The organism is Agrobacterium sp. FDAARGOS_525, from assembly GCF_003938925.1.
In the GTDB taxonomy this organism is placed as follows: Bacteria; Pseudomonadota; Alphaproteobacteria; order Rhizobiales; family Rhizobiaceae; genus Agrobacterium; species Agrobacterium pusense.
The window spans coordinates 1,640,623-1,658,747 of record NZ_RKIU01000003.1 but is presented as its reverse complement, the minus strand read 5'-3'; the positions used below and the strand labels follow the sequence as shown (position 1 = coordinate 1,658,747).

Here is an 18,125-nt window from a genome sequence, read left to right as displayed (position 1 = left end):
TCTCAAGCCTCGTCCGTTTTCTCATTGGAAACGCCGAGGACCTGCCGCTCGAACTCCGCCACCATCCGAATTGCAGCATTATGGTCTTTTTCATTCATCGATACGTCGGTTATGCCTTTGCTTTCGGCCTTCCGAAGCGCATCCTTGTATGCCTGCTCTGCAATGCCGACACCGCCATTTCTGGAGATCGTGTCGGCAAACTGTTCGGCCATCATGCTCTTCCAGATTTCGCCGGCATTACCTTTGCCGTAAACTTCCTCGCTGTCTTTCGGCAGCATGTTGGCTACGAAGGTCTGGAGGACAGAGGCCTCATATTTGCGATATGTTTCAGGAATTTCGGTGCGAGCCGCGCGAATATTCGTATTGCCGAGGCCCGCCTTCGAGGAGGCGCCATCCAGCATATCCACCGCGGCGCCAAAGCCCTTGCCGGCATCTGCAAGGCTGGTTGCGGCAAAAGCCGCCTTATTGGCCTTGAGTTTCTCCTGGGCAACCTGGACTTCCTGGGGGTCCGCAGCACGCACCACATCCATCACCAGATCACTTACAACCGATATCGCCACGTCCCGATCTCCCGAGCTGACGAACGCGCGGCACGAACCGGCACGTTCACCCAATCAAGAAACATCGCTTTAGGCGTCCTCAAAAAAACGCCCGCGATGCAACAATGGAGCAGACTATGAATCGCCAACCTTGCTGGAGGCTGGTGTCCGGGAAGCATTCGTAATTTCTAACAAATCATAGATTGCATTGTCGTCGGCCTCACGATCCTCGAGATCACGGGCCAGGTGCATCCTGTCCTCCAGCCTGTCGGCCTTGGTTTTTTCTTTGAGCACCCTGTTTTCCTGCAATTGCTGCACGCCGGAGAGCTGACGGTCCTTGACGACCAGACGGCCGTAACGATCCGAATAATGCCTCGAGAATGTCTGATGCACCGGCTCCATCGAACTCATGGCTTCCAGCACGCTGTCCATCGATTGCGCCACCTCGCTTCGCGTGCGGGTGGTGTCGGCCAGTTCGACCTCGGCCATTTTTTCCATGTGGCGCTGGACCGTGACCAGACGCTTGAGTTTCTCCGACCGCTTGTCTGAGGCCACCGCGTTTCTCCCGATCAAAAGCCGATGAAGACCGGGCCGAAGCCATCCACGAACTGGCGGATGAGGGCCGCGACCGACAGATAGAGCATGAAGATGCCGCCGGCGAGAACAAAGGGCGTCGATATGAAGTAGACGGGGATTTGCGGTGCAAGCTTGTTGATAAGGCCGACCGCGACGTTGAACATCAGACCATAGATCACGAAGGGGCTAGCAAGCCGAAGCATGATCGAAAACGACGCCCTCAGCGTGTCGGTCAGCGTAATCAGCATCTTCTGGCCGCTGATGAGCGCGCCGACCGGCGTGGCGGTATAAGAATCCACAAGAGCCTTTAGGACGATGTGGTGAAAATCCAGCATGAACAGCACCAGCAGTCCGCCGAAGGTGATGAAGTTGGATATCTGGTTTTCCTGGGCGTCTTCGATGACATCGGCGCCGCCGGGCGCACTGAGGCCGACCGATGCGCCGATAAGGGCGCCGGTGAACTGAAAACCAAGCGTGTAAAAGCGCGCGATCAGCCCGTACATCGCACCGATCGCGATCTCCGTGGCGATGAGGCCGACGACAGTGCCCTGATTCGCGCCGGAAATTTTCGGATAGATCGTATCCCACAACACCGGCAACAGGGCCATGGACACAGCCACACACAGCAACATGAGAATCTGCGGCGAAATGCGCGAGCTGGAAAAGCCCGGCATGGTCATGAAACAGGCGCCGATACGGCAGATGGCAAGGAACAACGCGATAATGGTTCCCTGCGGGTCGGTTATCATGAAATGGCGCCCAGGATCTTGATCTCCAGCCCCTTGGCAAGTTCCACATGCGAGAGAACCGGCAGGGTCGCGAAGAGTCGCTCGATAATCATGCGCACATAGGACCGCGTTTCCGGTGAGGTTACAAGCACAAAGGGCAGGCCGCGATCCATGAATTCACGGATAACTTTCGACGCCTGTTCGGAAAACTCCTCGAGATGGCGGGGATCGATATCGAATTCGACGATTTCGCCCTTCTGGTCGCGCTTGAGCGCCTGATGGAAGACCATGTCCCACTTGTTGCCGAGACGCAGGACGCGGAGTACGCCATTGTCGGCCAGATCACCGCAGAGCTGCTGCGACATGCGCACCCGCACATGTTCGACGATCTGTTCCGTCTTGCGCACATGCGGCGCAAGTTCGGCGACGGCTTCGAGAATGAGATGCAGGTTGCGGATCGACACACGTTCGGCAAGCAGCAGTTTCAGCACGGCCTGCAGGCCGGAATAGGACATGTGCGACGAACAAATCTCGTCGGCGAGCTTCTTGTATTCGGGATCCAGCCTGTCGATGAGTATCTTGACGTCCTTGTAGGACAGAAGCTGCGGCAGATTGTTGCGAATGACTTCGCTCAGATGCGTCAGCACCACGGAGACGTTATCGATCGGATGGAAGCCTTCGCGCTTGAGATCCTCGGTGAAGGTTTCGAGGATCGATACCGCCGGCATGCCGAAAGCGGGTTCGCGGATTTCGTCGCCCGGGATGCTCGGCTTGCGCCCTGCCCCTGTCACGACGAGAACATCTCCGACGCGCAGACTGCTCGATGCGATGGTCGTGCCGTGAACGCGGATCTGATAGGCCTTCTCCGGGATCATGATGTCGTCGGAAACCTTGATCTCCGGCACGACGAAACCGTATTGCGTTGCGAATTTCTTGCGCATCTTGCCGACGCGGAAAGCCAGTTCCTGATGCGCACCGAGAAGGCGGGTCGAAACCTGTTTGCCGAGCGCCAGTTCGATCTCGGCGGTTTTCAGAACCTGCTTGACCGAGTCTTTTTCCGCCTCTGTCGTCTGGAGAATCTTGCTTTCCTCCTCCTGGCGACGAAGCGCGCTTTCGGCTTCAGCCTGGCGCGGAATATACCAGCTGCCGAACGCCATGATGCCACCGAGGAACATGAAAGGCAGGAAGGGCAGGCCCGGAATAATGGCAAGCAGGCCCATCAACATGGCAGAAACCATCAATGCGCGCGGATAACCGCTGAGCTGATTGACGACCGCCTGATCCGTGGACCCCGCCGTGCCGCCACGCGACACAAGCAGGCCGGCTGCCAGCGATACGATGAGGGCTGGAATCTGCGAGACGATACCGTCACCGACGGAAAGCTTGACGAAAACATCGGCCGCTTCGCCGATCGGCATGCCGTGCCGGAAATAACCGATGATGATGCCGCCGAAAATGTTGATGGCGGTGATGATGAGGCCCGCAATCGCATCGCCGCGGACGAATTTCGAAGCGCCGTCCATCGAGCCGAAGAAAGAGCTTTCCTCTTCCAGCTCGCGGCGGCGGCGCTGCGCCTCCTTCTCATCGATGATGCCGGCGGACAAGTCCGCATCGATCGACATCTGCTTGCCGGGAATGGCGTCGAGGGTAAAGCGTGCGCCGACTTCAGCGATACGCGTCGCACCCTTGGTGATGACGATGAAGTTGACGGTGATCAGGATCAGGAAGACGATCAGACCGATAACGAAATCGCCTGACATGACGAGACTGGAGAAGCCGGCGATTACACCGCCGGCCGCCGTCGGACCCTCATTGCCGTGGGAGAGGATGACGCGCGTCGTCGCGATGTTCAGCGACAGGCGGATCATGGTCGCGATCAGCAGCACCGTCGGGAATGACGAGAAATCCAGCGGCCGTTGGATCCATAGCGCCACCATGAGGATGAGGACCGAAAGCGCGATGGAAAACGCCAGGCCGATATCCACCAGAACGACCGGAATGGGCAGGAACAGAACGCAGAGGATCGCCACGATGCCCAGTGCGAAGCCGATGTCACGCGTGCTCGGACTGACCTTGGGCAAGGAAATGACTGGTGGTTGCGCCATAAATTTCGTCCTGTCTCTTCATGAGAAGGGCGACGGAAAAGCCGCCGCACGGTTCCGCGGCATCGTTTCGCGAAATCGCTCACGCAATTCGGCCCGATGCTTCAACCTATCCCTAGCCGCCGAAGCTTGCGCGAGGATGGCATCCTGGCCGGATCGATATCAGAAGCCCGATTGCACGCGTGAAAAGACGAGATTGGAAAAAAGCGCTATCTGCGCGCCCACAAAGGGGGCGGCGACGCCGAGGACAATCATGATCGTGACGATCTTGGGAACAAAGGTCAGCGTCATTTCCTGAACCTGCGTCAGGGCCTGAATGAAGGCGATGGCGACACCGACGATCATCGCGGCGAGAACCGCAGGACCGGCCGCGACGAGAACCGTCCACACTGCCGCCTGCATGATATCAAGCGCATCGGCCTCGTTCATCGTCGCATCCCTCGTTCCGGAAAGGCGGCATATACCGCCTTATCAATATCAAGAACCAGCTGGCGTATCCGAATCGGTTCCGCTATCAGATTTATCCGTGATCGGGCCGTTGGAGAAGGTCACACCGGCCTGCAGCAGCACCTTGTCACCAGCTTCGGTGATGGCAACGACGCCGTCTGAATAGACTTCGACTTCCTTAACCACGCCCGTGACGGTATCGTCGGCGCTCTTCACCGTCTTGCCGACCAGATCCGACGCACGCGTCAGTGCTTCGGCCTGCAGCATGCTCTTCAGATGGGTGTTCGTCTTGATGGTCTGCTCGACCTGCGAAAAGCTTGCAAGCTGCGACATCTGCTGACCAGCATCCATCGGGCTGGTCGGATCCTGGTTCTTCATCTGGGCGATGAGGAGCTTCAGGAAGCTGTCATAGTTCAGCGAGGCCGCGTTCTTGTCGTTGCTGCTCGCCCCGGCATTCGCCCAGGGGTTTGCCGCCGCCGCATTGACTGCATCTACCGCCATGGTGCGATCTCCTTGCGAATCTGTTCGATCGTTGCAGGGGTCATTTCCTGATTGTTGAGGATTTTCTCCTCGATCGGGTAAAGGCCGCGGATGGCCTTCAGCGCTTCGAAAGCCTTGCCGGAGGCAACCAGCCCGTCGATGCGCTTTAGCTCCGCCAGGACCTCGTCATGCTGGAAGCAATTCAAGAGCATGCTCACGGACTTGCGGAACATGTTGGTGGACTGTTCCCGCCCCTCCGGATTGATGAGAATCATCTGCGCGATGAAATAAAGCTGTCTCAGCGGGGTGGTAGCCTGGTCGGGCTGCAATACGTGGTTCTCGAGCAGGAACGTGACATCGTTCAGGAATTCCAGCGCCACCTTGCGATCCACACGCAGAACTGCGCCGTTGATGAAAATCTTTTCGCCCGACTTCAGCGAAATTCGAAGTGTACTTTTCATTTCAGTCCATCCCTGATGATGGTTGTCACGTCAATTATGCCCTGGAAATTCGTCGACTGACGTTTCCGGATCAGTTCGCACTCTTTCAGTATCCAGATCGCGATCGAAATCAGATTGGCCCTCAGTTCCATGGCCAGTTGATTATCCGGCTGCTTGAGATCCTCAATGAAGCGGATCCAGACCCGTCGAGTGTAAAAAAGTGCTTCGATCGTGTGCCGCTGAGAAGAGGAGTCCTTCGCCTCCGCAAGCAGTTCGATCGATTTGGTCAACGCCTGTCGCTCGCGGTCTTTCGCGTTGGCGACACCATCCTCCATGATTTCGGCGTAGGAAAACTGGTACATTCATGTATCCTTTATCTGCCGCCACCCCTGTTCATCAGAGGTAGTTCACCAGACTCATTTTTTGCAGACGCGACGTGAGGCTGTATGCGATCTCAATCTGCTGCTGCAGCAGATCGAGACGGGTCTTGGCCTCGTAGGTATCGATCCCCTCGATATCCAACAGATGTGTTTCGATGATCTTCTTCTGGGCAGCCAGAGAGTCATTCGACTTTTTGACGCGCTCCTGCGAAAGGCCAAGACTGCTTGCCTGCTGGTTCAGCCCACTGATCGCCTTGCCGATAGTCGTCACCGACTGGGTGGCGACCGCCTCGCGGACCGTGCTCGAAACATTGTCCTTGAGGAAGGTCATCGCCGTGATTGCCGTCATCGCGAAGTAACGCATGCCCTGCGAATTGCTGTTGGTCGACGTTTCGACCACTTCGTTCTGGCTGATCCGGCTCGTCATGTTGGTATCGCTGGCGTTGGAACCGAACCTCGTCCAGAAATCGACATTCTGTCCCACAGCGAGACTGCTGTGTGGCGGGTTGGTTACGGTCGTCGTACCGTTGAATACGCCTTCCATATGCGTCATGAAGGCGTTGACCTGATCTTTGGACAGGTCCGAGATACTCCCCACGGCCGGCGTCTGTGTCGCCATGAAATGGTTCAGTTCGGCGTCATAGGCGGCTTTCAACGGCGAACCGTCGGCGAAATAGTCCTGGACCGGCTTCACATCCGTATTCGTACCGGAAAACAGATACTCACCATCCACGGCCGTGTTGGCAAAGCTGGTGAAATTGTTGAAGGCGATCGTGATTTTCTGGTTGACGGTGGCAAGCGTGGGCTGCTCGCTGCTCGTATTCGGCACCAGAACATTGAGGATTTCCTGGGCGGCCTTTGCCATGCCGTCCAACGCGGTCTGCGACGATTCAAGACGCTGTGTGGCGAAGGAGTTGACCGTGACGAGCGAGGAAATCCGCTCCACGTCCCTGTTGAGATCGAGGCTGCGGGCCGTATTGGCACCCAGCGTCACACCAAGATCCGCGTGCTTGCCCGTGGTCAGCTCGGTATTGAGATTCGTCATCTCAAGCTGAGCCTTGAGGATGGTGCTGCGCATGCTGTTCTGCATCGCCAGCGATGAAATGAATGACGTTTTCATCCTTTACCTCACCATGTCCATCAAGGACTTGAGCATTTCATCAACGGTCGTCACCAGTTTCGTGGCCGCCTTGTAAGACTGCTCGATATCCATGAGCAGCGACAGCTCCTCGTCCAGGCTAACCGCCGTATTGTTCGAATAGGATGTCGCAGAGCGCTCATAAAGCGCGCTTTTCGCTTCGTTTGCCGAAGTCGCACCGGACCGTTCCTGTTCGAGCCAACCCATCGAGTTGGTGCCGTATTTCAGGATGCTGGTATTCGTATCGATACGTGTCGACGCGGCGAAATTCATGGGCGCGTCGAATGCGGTCACATAGCTGTCGATCAGAGCGGAAAACCCGGTTCCGCCCGTAGCTGCGGGATTGACTATATAAGCGGTACCGTTGATGCCGCCGTCGCGCAACAATTCCGGATTGCCACCTTGCGAAATAATTAACGCGGAGTTGACGGTAATGGTCGCAGCGAGCCCCGGGACGACGACGCCGGCGGGAGGAATCTCGCTCGTTGCGGTTGCCGTCGACCAGGTGAAAAGGCCGGGCTTCGCCGTCAGAGGCGTCGCAGGCGGCGCCGGCTGGGTAATCGGCTTTTCCGCAAACATCGTGATCAGGCCGCGCGCGATTTCGTCGAGCTGGCTCTGCATGGTCGGCGCAAGTTCATCGCGAACCTGCATCAAACCCTGAAGCGATCCTTCCGCCGTCGTGTTGCTGCCGCTGCCGGCCTTGAGCGCCACACCGTCCACATAAATCGCGTTGCCGGTGGTCGTCGCGTCGTAGCCCGGCTGCGCCTTGAAGGTTACCGGACGCGGTACGATCTCGAACAGCGTGGCGCCGTCGGTCGTGTAAAGCGCGACGTCATTATTCGGGCGGTTGACGACATTGATGCCGATGATGGACGAGATGTCCTTCAGCAAGGTCTCGCGCTGATCGAGTGCGTCACTCGGATCGCCGCCGATCGCCGTCTGCGCCTTGACCTCATTATTGGCTTCCTCGAATTTCGCGAGCAGGCCGTTCAGCTTGTCGACCTGAAGGGAGATTTCTTTGTCGGCACGCAGACGCATCGCCTGCAATTCGGCAGACGCCTTGTTCAATGAGCTGGCGACATCCGCGGCGGACGTCACGGCCGTTGCGGCAAGAGCAGCATTGCTCGGCTTGGCGGCATAGCCGCTAAGGCTCTTGAGCAGTTCCTTCATGTAGGTGGACGGCGCGCTCTCGTAGTCGTTGCCGCCGAAAATGCTCTTCATCTCCTCGAGACCGGTCAGAACAGTGTTCTGCCCGGTGGCCAGCGAGGCGCTGGAAATCGTCTGCCTGAGAAGACTTTCATTCTGGGCACGGCCATTGGAGACGATACTCGCTCCGGCCATGGTCGTGCCGAGAATGGCGGTTCGCTTGACGTAGTTCGCATTGCCGACATTGGCAATGTTTTTCGAGGTAACGTCCGTCTGCTTACCTGTATTATTGAAAATCGACTGCGCAGTATTCATTGCTGACGTGAGCGACATTCATCTGTCCCCGTAGGAATTACTATCTCTTCAGATTGATCAGGACGTCCATCAAATCCGATCCAGTCTGGAAGACCTTCGAATTCGCGGTATAGATGCGCTGGGATTCAATCATGTCGGTGAGTTCGCTGGCGATATCGACGTTCGAGCCTTCCAGCGCGCCCTTCTGGACGTAACCAAAGCTGCCCGATTGCGGGAAGCCGATGGTAACGACACCGGACTCGTTGCTCGGAAGATAAACGTTGCCGTTCTGCGGGCTCAGGTTGTCGACGCTCGGCACGGTGGCCAGCGCCAGCTGGTAAATGTTGCGGCGGCCGCCATCCTGGTAAACTGCCGTCACTACGCCATCCTTGCCGATTTCGACATCCTTGATCTGGCTCGGACCGTTACCGTTCAGGATCGCCGTGCCGGGCGTGAACTTCGACGAAAACTGGGTCATGTCGGACAGGTCGATGTTGATCGCCTGCGCCACGCCGCTGTTGTTGTCGTCGATGGTGATGGATTTGGGAGACGTAGTCGTCAGCTTGTTGGTCGCAGGATCGAAGGTCAGCGTGACGCTTTCCTGCACAAGGGATGCCGGCGCAGTCGCCGTATAGGGGAAGCCACCATTGGTCGACTGATCCTGACGGTAGACCGCCACTTCCCAGGTGTTGTCACCGGTCTTGGTGTAATAGAAGTCGTAGAGTACCTTCGCGCCGCCGCTATCGAATGCGGTCAGCGAAGTCTTGTTGCCGAACTTCGCCGTTGCGGAGTTGGTGCTGGGGAGCGACGCCGCCGCTACGGCCGTATCGTCGCGATTGAGGTTGGCCGGGAAGCTTCCCTGCGTGGAGGGCGATGCCGTCAGGCCGAAATTGTTGACGTTAATGGCTTCAAGACCTGTGAAGCCGTTAACGACGGCAGCCGGCGGGTTGGAACCGTAGGGGTAACCCATCAGCTGGAAGCCAGCGGCGTTTTCCAGATAGCCTTCCGAGTTTTTCACGAAAGAGCCGGCACGGGTGAGATAAGGCGTGCCTGCACCATCCTGAACAACGAAGAAACCGTTGCCCTGAATGGCAAGGTCAGTACCCGAGGTGGTGTAGGAGAGGTTGCCCTGCTCCGAAATGCTGTAGCGAACGTTGGACTGCACACCGCCGGAAGCGTAGCTGCCCGACGAGGAGGGCAGAACGAGCGACGAGAACGACGTCGATGCACGCTTGTAACCGGTGGTGCTTGCGTTGGCGATGTTGTCGCCAACGGTGCCCAGCTTGTTCGCCTGTGCATTCATGCCGGACACGCCGGTTCGCATAGTGCCGAAAATACTCATTCAAAAACCCTCGTGGTCATCTTTCAAGGTGAAGGTAAAGCGTTTGGCTTGCGTGAAGCTGTCTGAAATACCGCGTTTGAAAAAGACCACGCGGGTCAATGAAAATCATTGCCAATCAATGCTGTAGCCGAGGAACCGCTTGGAATCGACCGGGTCGTAGCCAAGTTTCTTGCGCAGCTTCTTGCGCAGCTTGCTGATGTGGCTTTCGACGACGTTTTCTTCGACGTCATCATCGAAGATGCCGTAGATGGCATTGAAAATCTGCGCCTTGGAAACGCGGCGTCCGCGATTGGCGATCAAATATTCAAGAATGCGGCGCTCGCGGCGCGGCAGGGGAAATACCTCGCCGCCCACTTCCGGGTCGCGTCCATCGGAGAAGACCCGGATCGGACCGGCGTCGGTGAAATTCGAAATGACCTGCAGCCGGCGGCGAATAGCCGCCGCACGTGCGAGGATTTCCCGAGGGTGAACGGGCTTGCGCACGACATCATCGACGCCGCTGTCGAACAGCGCGAGTGTCGCTTCCAGCGAGGGCTGGTCGCTCACCGCGATGACAGGCGCCGTCGTGCGATCCCTGATCGCCTTTGGCAAGGAGAAGCTCCGGTCGCCCTGGCCGATCAGGAAGGCTTCCACAGCCGCAAGATCGCTTTCCGCCGCCGTCGAGACCCATTTCCCGAATTCGACCGGATCGAACCCGGTCGAGGGAATGCCCTCACGCCCAAATAGAGATGTATAGCCGTCTTTAACGAGCTCGCGCTCATCAACCACTACGATCATTCGTCCGCCTCCGAATCAGTGTGGTGTTTTCCAATGAGGCATTGGTACGAATCGGGGGATTCAGCGACAACTGTAGGAAATCATCGATAGTTATTAATAATTGATTAACCATTTTGTGCCGATTTGATCTATATATAGTGGGTATTAACCATATATGGCACAAAATTTTTGTGTAAAAATTTCCGAAATCGCTAAAAAACGCTTGAAACGCCTTTTTTCGGGCTTTGTCTCGCCACATTTCCGATAACGAGTCCCAACCCCTGATAAAGCAATTTCAGGTTGTTATCCTTCGCAGAAATTTTTAGCGTTGGGCGTCCATTTCCCGTAGCCCGTCGACACCAGATTGGCGATGACCCGGCAGACATATTTCTTCTGGGCCGGGTCATTATTGGGCCCTGCGTGATAGCGGGCAACCGCCATCGTCCAGGTCTCGTGCCTGTTGTGGAGGTTACGCAGGAACATGGCGGCATATTCGACATTGCGACGCGGATCGAACATTTCGCGCGCAGATGTGAAATTTTCGCCGTGGAAATAATGATTTATCTGCATGCATCCGAGGTCGATGAGCTTGGCGCCATTGCGTTTGGCAGCCTCAAAAGTCATCAAGGCCTCTTCGGTAGAGGCCGCAAATACCGGTTTTCCTTCGATATTCATGGCGTTGGGGTCGAGCCGCCCCTTGCGGCCAGTCTCCGTCAGGCCCACTGAATAGAGAATTCCCTCCGGCACGCCGTACTTGCGTGCCGCAGACTGGATCTCTCTTTCACACACGCCTGACGTTGCCGAGGCCGATGCGTTTTCAGAGATAGACGCCATTGTCAGCAGAAGTGCGGGCAGAGCCAAGAGCGCCGTCCATGCCTTCATTATGCACCCCCAAATTATCGCCATTGCCTTGCCGGCCGCCTCGTGCACCGGACTCGTCACGGTTGCGGCCCGCAGCCGCCTGCTGGCCCTGCTGCTGCGCCTGCTGATTTTGCTGATTGTTGGCTTGTGTGCCCGTTTGGTCACTCTTATCGGAAGAAGCGATGCTGATCGTGATGTTATCGACCGTCAGACCCTGCGCCTTGAGGCCATCAAGGATGCTCTTGCTGTCTTCCTGGAGCTTTTTATAGGCCGCGACGCTCTCCACAGTCATGTGCACGGCGAGTTCGTCACCGGCAAGACGCAGTGACATCGTCACCGATCCAAGCTCGATCGGCGTCATATGCAGCTTCAGCGTATGCACGACCTTGCCGGTGCTGCTCTGGGCGGCTGCGTTGGACAGCGCTGAACCGGGCTGCATGGCGCTGACCCATTCCGGATCATTGGCGATCAGGCCGGTCAGAGCCGAGGCATTGGAGGAGGGCGCCAGACCGATGAAGCGCCGGGAATCGAGAACCGTTATGGTGTCGGCCGCCTTGCCGCTGCTTTCCCGCGTGTCGAACTCCACGCGGCCTTCGCGCTGAACCGTGCTCATATCGAGAGCGCGGGCTGCACCCGAACGCGGAGACGCGAAGCGGAATGACGAGGCATCGCCTTCGTTTTCCGAAGCCGAACCCGCCGCATCATTGGCAGCTGCAACCCCAGTCGGCATGTCCTTGGCCGGATGTTCAGCCTTGCTGCGGACAGGTTCAGCCCTGTCGGACTTAACCGTGTCGGTCTTGCCGGCAATTGCCTGCGCAATTTCTTCCAGCGGCGTCTTGGCCGTGGCCATTGCCCCGGCGCTGGCCGTAACCAGCTGCAGTTCGGCGAGCTTCGGATCGAGAGTATCCGTTATCGCCTCGGCATCCTTATCCGCCTCATCCTTGAGCTTCTTGCCAGGCTTGCCGTCCCCCAATTGTGCCCGCGAGGATTTGACCGCGTTCTGGAACTCGGCAGCTGTGTCGTGAACTCGACCGTCCCCGGCATGCTCGTTGACGATGACATTCAGGAAGGCTGCAGGCCGTTTGACCGGGACATCCATCTTTTCCCCCTCGCCGTCGGCCTGTCCGTGCTGTTGCCCTGCTGAACCAGAATCGTCCGACCGCGAATGCGGCGCCTGCGGCGGTCGCTCGTCACGAACCGTGGAAAGGGCATCGCCAAAGCTGCCGCCTCTCGCCTCGTCACGTGCGGCAGCACTGCCTGCGCGCGGATCGGACGGTGGCGCATTCGTTAGCGCATTGATGGTTGCGTCGATCATGGTGCCCCCTCGCCTTTCTTCAACAGGCTGTCGATTTCATCGAGCTTGCTGCGGCCGCTTGTCACGAGCTGCCGGACATTCTCACCGCCATCGTCGGCCTTGTGGGTTTCAACCCGCCATATGCTTTTTTCCCCGCCAGCCACCGCATCATTTTTGGCTGCGTTCTGTCTGGCGCCCTGCGCCGCCGCGTCGACATCAGCACCTGATAGCGAGGGAGGACGAACCACCTGTTCGGCGATCGCCCTTGCGGCATCTCTGAGGGCCCTGTCCCGGTCCGAAAGCTGCGTTTCGGGAATTTGTCCGATCGTCTCGATCGCGCTCACCACATCGGGTGTTCCAATGTTGGAAAGGCTTTCGTAGAGATTGGCCTGCGCTTCCGGTTGATCCGGCGCGGCGGACGACAGCGTCTTCGCTTTAAGCGCCGCCATGCGGGCCAGCGAATCCTTGCCGCTGATCGCCGCAAGACGCGAAAGACGCAGATAGGCTTCCTTCTGCCTTTCCGCATCCATCATCGCGAAGGTCTCCACTATCGCGTCTTCACCGAGGGAATCAGAGCGTTTGACCACCAGCGAGACCAGAAGATCCGCGAACTGGCTTGCATAGGGCGAATGCAGGAACCGCCGCGCGTAACGCTGTGCGTATTCGACGCCGCGTTTTGCATCGCCGTCTTCAACCGCAATGGCGAGCGAGCGGCGCAATGCCGCCTCCTCAACGATTGTCCCGGGCGCTTCAAGCCGGGCAATGTCGTAGAAGCCGAGCGCGGCCAGAGGATCGCGCGGGATCGTGACATTGCCACCGATCAGCGCCAGATAGGCGCCTATCCGGGTGCCGCGATATTCAGGCACCATTGCCGCGATGCTCTGCGCCACCAGCGTCCCCTTGCCTGACAGATACTTGCGCAGGATATCGGCGACGCGGCTGTCGAAATTGCCGTCCACATCGCGCGCGACCAGCAATTCAAGCGTGGCGGGATTGCCGCCGCTCATCGCATAGATCAGCGCCGCATCGACATTGCGTGGGTCCTTGAAGATCGCCGAGGGCGCGCTTTTCAGCCGCTCGTCAATGGTCTGGAGCAGGAACCGCTGCATTTCCGTTGCCGAATGGTCTCCCTTGGCAACCGAATCCTGCACGAATTGCAGGGAGCGCAGCATGACATAGGGCATGAGATTGTCTTGCGACTGCGAAAACGCCTTGAATGGTCCGGCACCGAGACCACAAAGCGTCGCCGCAAGAAGAAGCCAGCGTTTCGAGGTTTTCGTCACACTCACCCCCGATCAGCCTCAAGCAGGATTTCGATACGGCGGTTGGCATCCGCCAGGGGATCTGCCGGGACCTGCAATCTGCGGTCCGCAAACCCAGAAACCTGCTTTACCCGATCTTCCGACAGGCCGCCGCGCACCAGCATGTAATAGGCACTGTGCGCGCGGTCCATGGAGAGCCGCCAATTGTCGTTGGCCTCGCCCTTGAACTGCCGCCCATCCGTATGGCCGCGGATTACCACGCTGCCACCGCGCTCCTGAAGCAGTTTGCCGATCTTTTCCATGGCGAGAACCATTTCGCGCCGGGGAACGGCCGATCCGATATTGAACATCGGTGTTTCCGTCTGGTCGGAAATGGTCAGCAGCAATCCGCCTTCCGCAGGCGTCACGACCAGCCCTTCCGAGAGCCTGCCGGTTATGCCGGATATCTGTTTCTCGATTTCTTCGCGCAGCGTATCGGCCTTTTCCCATTCAGCATCGCTCGCCTTTTGCTGAACATCCTTCGCCTCTTGCTGCCGCTCGGGCCTGGGCCGTACAAGCGCTGCCTGCTCGGCGGCATCCGGCCGTTGCTGCGGCACAACCGCGGCGACGTCCATGGGCCTGCCGTCTTGCGCCTTGTCTTCCGGCGTCTGAGACGATTTAACCGCAACGGCCTGAGCGCTGTCGGCAGCATTCTCCTGCTTGTTTTCGGCGGCCTGCTGCTCAACGAGTTTTTGTTGCTGATCGGCGCGGGTGATTTTCACCTGTTGCGTCCAGAAATCAGGATCGAAGGGATCGCGATAGGCCTCGCCGCCGCTTGCGCCGGTTGCAGGGCCGGAATCGGCAGCACCGCCCTCGCCCTTGGCGCTGACATTGGCCTGCTGACCGACCTGCTGGGCGATTTCCGCCAGCACGGAATAGGGATTTTCGAAAAAGTCCGCTTCGGAGAAATTCGACTGTTCACCTGTCTGGGACGTCAGGTCTTCGCCCGTCGCCGCGGCGGATCCCTTGGTCACTTTCTCTGCCTGAATGTTGGACTGGTCCTTTTTCTGGACGCCCTCTTCCTTGTCCACGGGCTTTTCCAGCCCCTTGGACGAGGGTTTCTCATCGGACAGTTTTATCGGATTGAAATAGCTCGCGACCGAGGCCTTGGTTTCCTCATTGGCGGCATTGACCAGCCACATGACGAGGAAGAACGCCATCATCGCCGTCATGAAGTCGGCGTAGGCGATCTTCCACGCACCACCATGCGCACCGTCGTGGCCACCTTTATGGCGCTTGACGATGATGATCTCGTTTTTGCCGTGGTGATGGTTTTCGCCTTCACTCATTTCATCACCTTGCGAAGACTGGAGGCCCAGGCGGACATGCGCGTCACGAAGACGCTCTCACCCAGCTCGACTGAAAGATCGATATCGGCGGTCTCGGTAAACTTCATCGTCTCTTCTTCAAAGCCGGGCTGGGTCTTCAACTGCTCGAACAAATCCTTCGGACCTTTCACGACAAGCGTGACGGCGTCACCATCCGGCATGGAAGCGCGCACCACATCCGCCAGCGCCGAGACTGCTTTAAGCGACAGTTCTTCCGTCAAAACCGGAGCAAGGATTGCGGCGGTCTGTTCGCTGAGGGTGGCGGCAATCGCATCAATGCCCTCTCGCAGCCCGCGCGACAGAAAGACCGCGATTTCCTCGAGATAGGCGGATCGCAGCGCCTCCAGCTCAGCCGAATGGGCGGCCAACAGCTCGTCGCGTTCCGCCTGCATCTTTTCGGTGATTTCGCGTGTCGCATCCTCATGGCCACGGGCGTAAGCGGCCTGCCTTTCACTCTCCACGTCGACGGATTCGAATTCATCGAAACCGGATGCAGCGTCGGCAAATGGCGAAACGCCATCGGTATCCGCCAGGGGATCGACGAAGGCCAGTCCTGCCGGCTGAGCGTCACCGAAGTCCTTCAGATATCTTGCGATGGAGGTGGTCATGCACGCCCCCGGCAAAACAGGGGACGAGACATGTTTCGCTGCCTGCGATCTGGAACGTTCTGTCGCATTTCCGGGCGGAAAACCGGAGTCCGCTTTTCCTGGAAATGCTCTAAGCCGTTTGGCGGCACCACCGTCATCCTTGCTACCCTGCCCGTCTCTTCCATGATTGCCGGAGGACCGCGCCATGCGATCCGCCCCATATTGCCCCGACGTTAGGTGTTCAAACTTGTGCGAGGATGAAGGCGGAACTGTTCAGCACGTCTGCGCCACGTTTCCGCGCATGCCCATGCGAGGAAGCTCCATTACTTGAAGAGCTGGAGAATATTTTCTGCGTTGGCGTTGGCGATGGAGAGTGACTGGATACCGAGCTGCTGCTGTGTCTGGAGCGCCTTCAGCTTGGTCGATTCCTCGTTCATGTCAGCATCGACAAGACGACCGATGCCCTTGTCGATCACGTCCATCAGGCTCGACACGAAGTTCTCCTGCATGTCGATACGGCTCTGCAGCGAGCCCAGGCTGGACGCCGCGCTGGTCATCGCTTCGAGCTGACCGTCGACAAAGGACATCATCGCATCCAGCACGTCGGCTTCGGTATATTGCTCTCCCGTCATCGTTCCCATTTTCTGGGCGAGATCGGTGAGCTTGTTGATGTCGAGCGTGGAGACGGAGATTCCGAGTTTACGATTGTCGGGGTCAATTGCCGCAGTGACATCGTAATACCAGTTGGTGCTCGGCGATGTCGTGGTCGCGACGGGGGTCGTGCTGTCGGTCGCCGGAGCGCCCGCCGCTGCCGGGTCGGTGGAGGTGAGCTTTACCCACACACCATCACCGATCTTCAAATAACCCTCCGTATTGGCGGCATTGGTATAGATGCCGGTCGCCTTCACGGAAAAACCTGCCAGTGCCGCCACTTCGCTATCCTTCAGCGTCGGAACGACATAATCCTTGTCGGTGACGGTGGGAGCGGCGGGTGCCGCGGGCGTATCGGTCGTGCGCATCGTCACGATCGTCTCGTTCTTGCGCAGGAATCGCGCTTCGGTATCGAGAATGCCGAACTTGCCGCCGCTCAGATCGAAAAGCACCGTGCTCGAATCGAGTGAATAATCGACCGTCGTCACCCCGACTGCGCCTGCGGCGGTGCGGGTAAATGAAGCGACGATCTTCTTGATGACCGGCTCTTCCGCGGGCGGCGTCTTGCCGTCGCCGATCTTCGCCTGGAGCCAGTTTTCGCCGGAGAAAGACGCCGATTCGGAGATGCTCTTCAGCTGATCCTGAAGCTGCTTGATTTCTTCCTGGATCTTCGTCCGGTTGCTGCCCACACCATAAGCGGCAACCAGCTTCGCCTTCAGCGATTTGACCGTCTCAATAGCACTTTCCACGGCTTCGAAGGCGGTGTCGACCTTGGCGGCGCCGAGACCAAGTGCGTCCTGAACGGCCGAAAGCGCCGCATTGTCCGAGCGCATGGTCGTGGAGATAGACCAATAGGCCGCGTTATCCGCTGCCGTCTCGACGCGGTAACCGGAGGAGACGCGCGCCTGCGTGGTCTCGAGGTTCTTGTCGATCATGCGCAAGGTTTGCAGCGCGGCCATTGCCGCCGCATTGGTCATAATGCTGGTCATGGGTTCCACCCAATTCAAAATGTAAGAAATAATCCGGCGCTGCGCCGGAAACGAGCAGAGGCATCATGCGCATCGGCGGTGGTTGAAATGATCCACCGCGACCTGCCGTTCGTTAACAAATCGTTAATTCGATAGGTACCAAACAACAACGCTGATTTGCAAGGCGTTCCTCGCTTTCCCATAACGGTTTTGCGCGCGGTGGCAGGCTTCGGGCAAGGTCGGGTGAAAAAGCGATCAGGCAAAACCGTCGCGACCGCCGTTTCGGCAGTCGCAACCGGTCATCGGCTGGATATTCGGCGGATGGTTCAGGCCGCTTCGCCCTGGTGGGTCGAAACGAATCGGGCGGCCATCAGGCTATGGCGGAGGAACTCGGTGTTTTCGTCCGGATTTTCCGAAGGGTTCTGAAACGACACATGATTGATTTCGACCGCCGCATGTTCATTGGCCAAGATCAATTGTGCATAGACCGTGGCGCCGATCGGTTTGATTTCGAGATCGAGAACGATCTCCGGCGCGCCTTCCCATTCGAGTTTATATTCGCCGCCGGCGCCGAAATTGATCGTACCGGGATGATAATAAAGCTCCGCAGCCGATGACACGAGATCGGCAATGCTGCCGTAGCACTCGAATCTGAGCAGCGAAATCAGGTCGGCCGGGTCTAGCAATCGTAGTTCTGTAGCGATCGGGTTGATCGCCTCTGCGACGATCATTTCCCGCTGTTCAGAATAGGCGGATTTTTTCATTGG

19 protein-coding genes are annotated in these 18,125 nt (G+C 58.0%); all 19 read right to left on the bottom strand.

Annotated elements, in window-relative coordinates:
• Positions 1–2: 2 nt before the first annotated feature.
• The 19 genes from EGT36_RS09435 to EGT36_RS09340 all read right to left on the bottom strand — a co-directional run bounded on the left by EGT36_RS09435 (position 3) and on the right by EGT36_RS09340 (position 18,122).
• Positions 3–560: a rod-binding protein gene (locus tag EGT36_RS09435; protein ID WP_037090898.1), complete on the bottom strand. Its 558-nt coding sequence runs from the start codon at positions 558–560 to the stop codon at positions 3–5.
• A 114-nt stretch (positions 561–674) separates the two neighbouring features.
• On the bottom strand, positions 675–1,094 hold the full coding sequence (locus EGT36_RS09430) for a hypothetical protein (RefSeq protein ID WP_004440029.1): 420 nt from the start codon (positions 1,092–1,094) through the stop codon (positions 675–677).
• A gap of 14 nt (positions 1,095–1,108) precedes the next feature.
• Complete coding sequence (gene fliR / locus EGT36_RS09425; RefSeq protein ID WP_125270331.1) at positions 1,109–1,864, bottom strand: flagellar biosynthetic protein FliR; 756 nt, start codon at positions 1,862–1,864, stop codon at positions 1,109–1,111.
• Complete coding sequence (gene flhA, locus EGT36_RS09420; RefSeq protein ID WP_006698184.1) at positions 1,861–3,948, bottom strand: flagellar biosynthesis protein FlhA; 2,088 nt, start codon at positions 3,946–3,948, stop codon at positions 1,861–1,863. Before flhA ends, fliR begins: the two co-directional genes overlap by 4 nt.
• A gap of 159 nt (positions 3,949–4,107) precedes the next feature.
• Complete coding sequence (locus EGT36_RS09415; protein WP_003515115.1) at positions 4,108–4,374, bottom strand: flagellar biosynthetic protein FliQ; 267 nt, start codon at positions 4,372–4,374, stop codon at positions 4,108–4,110.
• Between the two features lie 48 nt (positions 4,375–4,422).
• Positions 4,423–4,893 (bottom strand): flagellar hook assembly protein FlgD, encoded by a 471-nt coding sequence (gene flgD, locus EGT36_RS09410; RefSeq protein ID WP_004440022.1) that lies wholly within the window; start codon positions 4,891–4,893, stop codon positions 4,423–4,425.
• A complete protein-coding gene (gene flbT, locus EGT36_RS09405) occupies positions 4,884–5,333 on the bottom strand; it encodes a flagellar biosynthesis repressor FlbT (RefSeq protein ID WP_004432543.1) in 450 nt (149 codons plus the stop codon). The genes flgD and flbT overlap by 10 nt, the downstream gene beginning before the upstream one ends.
• Positions 5,330–5,674 (bottom strand): flagellar biosynthesis regulator FlaF, encoded by a 345-nt coding sequence (gene flaF / locus EGT36_RS09400; protein WP_004440020.1) that lies wholly within the window; start codon positions 5,672–5,674, stop codon positions 5,330–5,332. The genes flbT and flaF overlap by 4 nt, the downstream gene beginning before the upstream one ends.
• Before the next feature lie 34 nt (positions 5,675–5,708).
• On the bottom strand, positions 5,709–6,812 hold the full coding sequence (locus tag EGT36_RS09395) for a flagellar hook-associated family protein (protein ID WP_006698186.1): 1,104 nt from the start codon (positions 6,810–6,812) through the stop codon (positions 5,709–5,711).
• A gap of 3 nt (positions 6,813–6,815) precedes the next feature.
• Positions 6,816–8,309 (bottom strand): flagellar hook-associated protein FlgK, encoded by a 1,494-nt coding sequence (gene flgK, locus EGT36_RS09390; RefSeq protein ID WP_004440016.1) that lies wholly within the window; start codon positions 8,307–8,309, stop codon positions 6,816–6,818.
• Positions 8,310–8,331: 22 nt separating this feature from the next.
• Positions 8,332–9,612 (bottom strand): flagellar hook protein FlgE, encoded by a 1,281-nt coding sequence (locus EGT36_RS09385; protein ID WP_004440014.1) that lies wholly within the window; start codon positions 9,610–9,612, stop codon positions 8,332–8,334.
• A gap of 105 nt (positions 9,613–9,717) precedes the next feature.
• On the bottom strand, positions 9,718–10,389 hold the full coding sequence (locus EGT36_RS09380; RefSeq protein ID WP_125270329.1) for a response regulator transcription factor: 672 nt from the start codon (positions 10,387–10,389) through the stop codon (positions 9,718–9,720).
• 282 nt (positions 10,390–10,671) lie between these two features.
• Entirely contained in the window at positions 10,672–11,202 is a 531-nt protein-coding gene (locus EGT36_RS09375; RefSeq protein WP_479829482.1) for a lytic transglycosylase domain-containing protein, read from the bottom strand.
• Positions 11,186–12,544: a flagellar hook-length control protein FliK gene (gene fliK, locus EGT36_RS09370; RefSeq protein ID WP_037090901.1), complete on the bottom strand. Its 1,359-nt coding sequence runs from the start codon at positions 12,542–12,544 to the stop codon at positions 11,186–11,188. Before fliK ends, EGT36_RS09375 begins: the two co-directional genes overlap by 17 nt.
• Positions 12,541–13,812 (bottom strand): chemotaxis protein MotC, encoded by a 1,272-nt coding sequence (gene motC / locus EGT36_RS09365; protein ID WP_037090903.1) that lies wholly within the window; start codon positions 13,810–13,812, stop codon positions 12,541–12,543. Before motC ends, fliK begins: the two co-directional genes overlap by 4 nt.
• The gene (locus EGT36_RS09360) at positions 13,809–15,113 is read right to left on the bottom strand and encodes a MotB family protein (RefSeq protein ID WP_037090905.1); all 1,305 of its coding nucleotides are present in this window, start codon (positions 15,111–15,113) and stop codon (positions 13,809–13,811) included. The genes motC and EGT36_RS09360 overlap by 4 nt, the downstream gene beginning before the upstream one ends.
• Positions 15,110–15,760: a hypothetical protein gene (locus EGT36_RS09355; RefSeq protein WP_037090907.1), complete on the bottom strand. Its 651-nt coding sequence runs from the start codon at positions 15,758–15,760 to the stop codon at positions 15,110–15,112. Before EGT36_RS09355 ends, EGT36_RS09360 begins: the two co-directional genes overlap by 4 nt.
• Positions 15,761–16,062: 302 nt before the next feature.
• Positions 16,063–17,379 (bottom strand): flagellin N-terminal helical domain-containing protein, encoded by a 1,317-nt coding sequence (locus EGT36_RS09350; RefSeq protein ID WP_037090909.1) that lies wholly within the window; start codon positions 17,377–17,379, stop codon positions 16,063–16,065.
• Positions 17,380–17,684: 305 nt separating this feature from the next.
• Positions 17,685–18,122, bottom strand: coding sequence for a BspJ family T4SS effector nucleomodulin (locus tag EGT36_RS09340; RefSeq protein WP_004439999.1), 438 nt, complete (start codon positions 18,120–18,122; stop codon positions 17,685–17,687).
• Positions 18,123–18,125 lie beyond the last annotated feature (3 nt).

What these genes read in the sequence shown, in the direction of transcription:
- fliR (WP_125270331.1), bottom strand. Translation starts at nt 1,864, where the DNA reads ATGATAACCGACCCGCAGGGAACCATTATCGCGTTGTTCCTTGCCATC.
- flhA (WP_006698184.1), bottom strand. Translation starts at nt 3,948, where the DNA reads ATGGCGCAACCACCAGTCATTTCCTTGCCCAAGGTCAGTCCGAGCACG.
- EGT36_RS09415 (WP_003515115.1), bottom strand. Translation starts at nt 4,374, where the DNA reads ATGAACGAGGCCGATGCGCTTGATATCATGCAGGCGGCAGTGTGGACG.
- flgD (WP_004440022.1), bottom strand. Translation starts at nt 4,893, where the DNA reads ATGGCGGTAGATGCAGTCAATGCGGCGGCGGCAAACCCCTGGGCGAAT.
- flbT (WP_004432543.1), bottom strand. Translation starts at nt 5,333, where the DNA reads ATGAAAAGTACACTTCGAATTTCGCTGAAGTCGGGCGAAAAGATTTTC.
- flaF (WP_004440020.1), bottom strand. Translation starts at nt 5,674, where the DNA reads ATGTACCAGTTTTCCTACGCCGAAATCATGGAGGATGGTGTCGCCAAC.
- EGT36_RS09395 (WP_006698186.1), bottom strand. Translation starts at nt 6,812, where the DNA reads ATGAAAACGTCATTCATTTCATCGCTGGCGATGCAGAACAGCATGCGC.
- flgK (WP_004440016.1), bottom strand. Translation starts at nt 8,309, where the DNA reads ATGTCGCTCACGTCAGCAATGAATACTGCGCAGTCGATTTTCAATAAT.
- EGT36_RS09385 (WP_004440014.1), bottom strand. Translation starts at nt 9,612, where the DNA reads ATGAGTATTTTCGGCACTATGCGAACCGGCGTGTCCGGCATGAATGCA.
- EGT36_RS09380 (WP_125270329.1), bottom strand. Translation starts at nt 10,389, where the DNA reads ATGATCGTAGTGGTTGATGAGCGCGAGCTCGTTAAAGACGGCTATACA.
- EGT36_RS09375 (WP_479829482.1), bottom strand. Translation starts at nt 11,202, where the DNA reads ATGGCGTCTATCTCTGAAAACGCATCGGCCTCGGCAACGTCAGGCGTG.
- fliK (WP_037090901.1), bottom strand. Translation starts at nt 12,544, where the DNA reads ATGATCGACGCAACCATCAATGCGCTAACGAATGCGCCACCGTCCGAT.
- EGT36_RS09360 (WP_037090905.1), bottom strand. Translation starts at nt 15,113, where the DNA reads ATGAGTGAAGGCGAAAACCATCACCACGGCAAAAACGAGATCATCATC.
- EGT36_RS09355 (WP_037090907.1), bottom strand. Translation starts at nt 15,760, where the DNA reads ATGACCACCTCCATCGCAAGATATCTGAAGGACTTCGGTGACGCTCAG.
- EGT36_RS09350 (WP_037090909.1), bottom strand. Translation starts at nt 17,379, where the DNA reads ATGACCAGCATTATGACCAATGCGGCGGCAATGGCCGCGCTGCAAACC.
- EGT36_RS09340 (WP_004439999.1), bottom strand. Translation starts at nt 18,122, where the DNA reads ATGAAAAAATCCGCCTATTCTGAACAGCGGGAAATGATCGTCGCAGAG.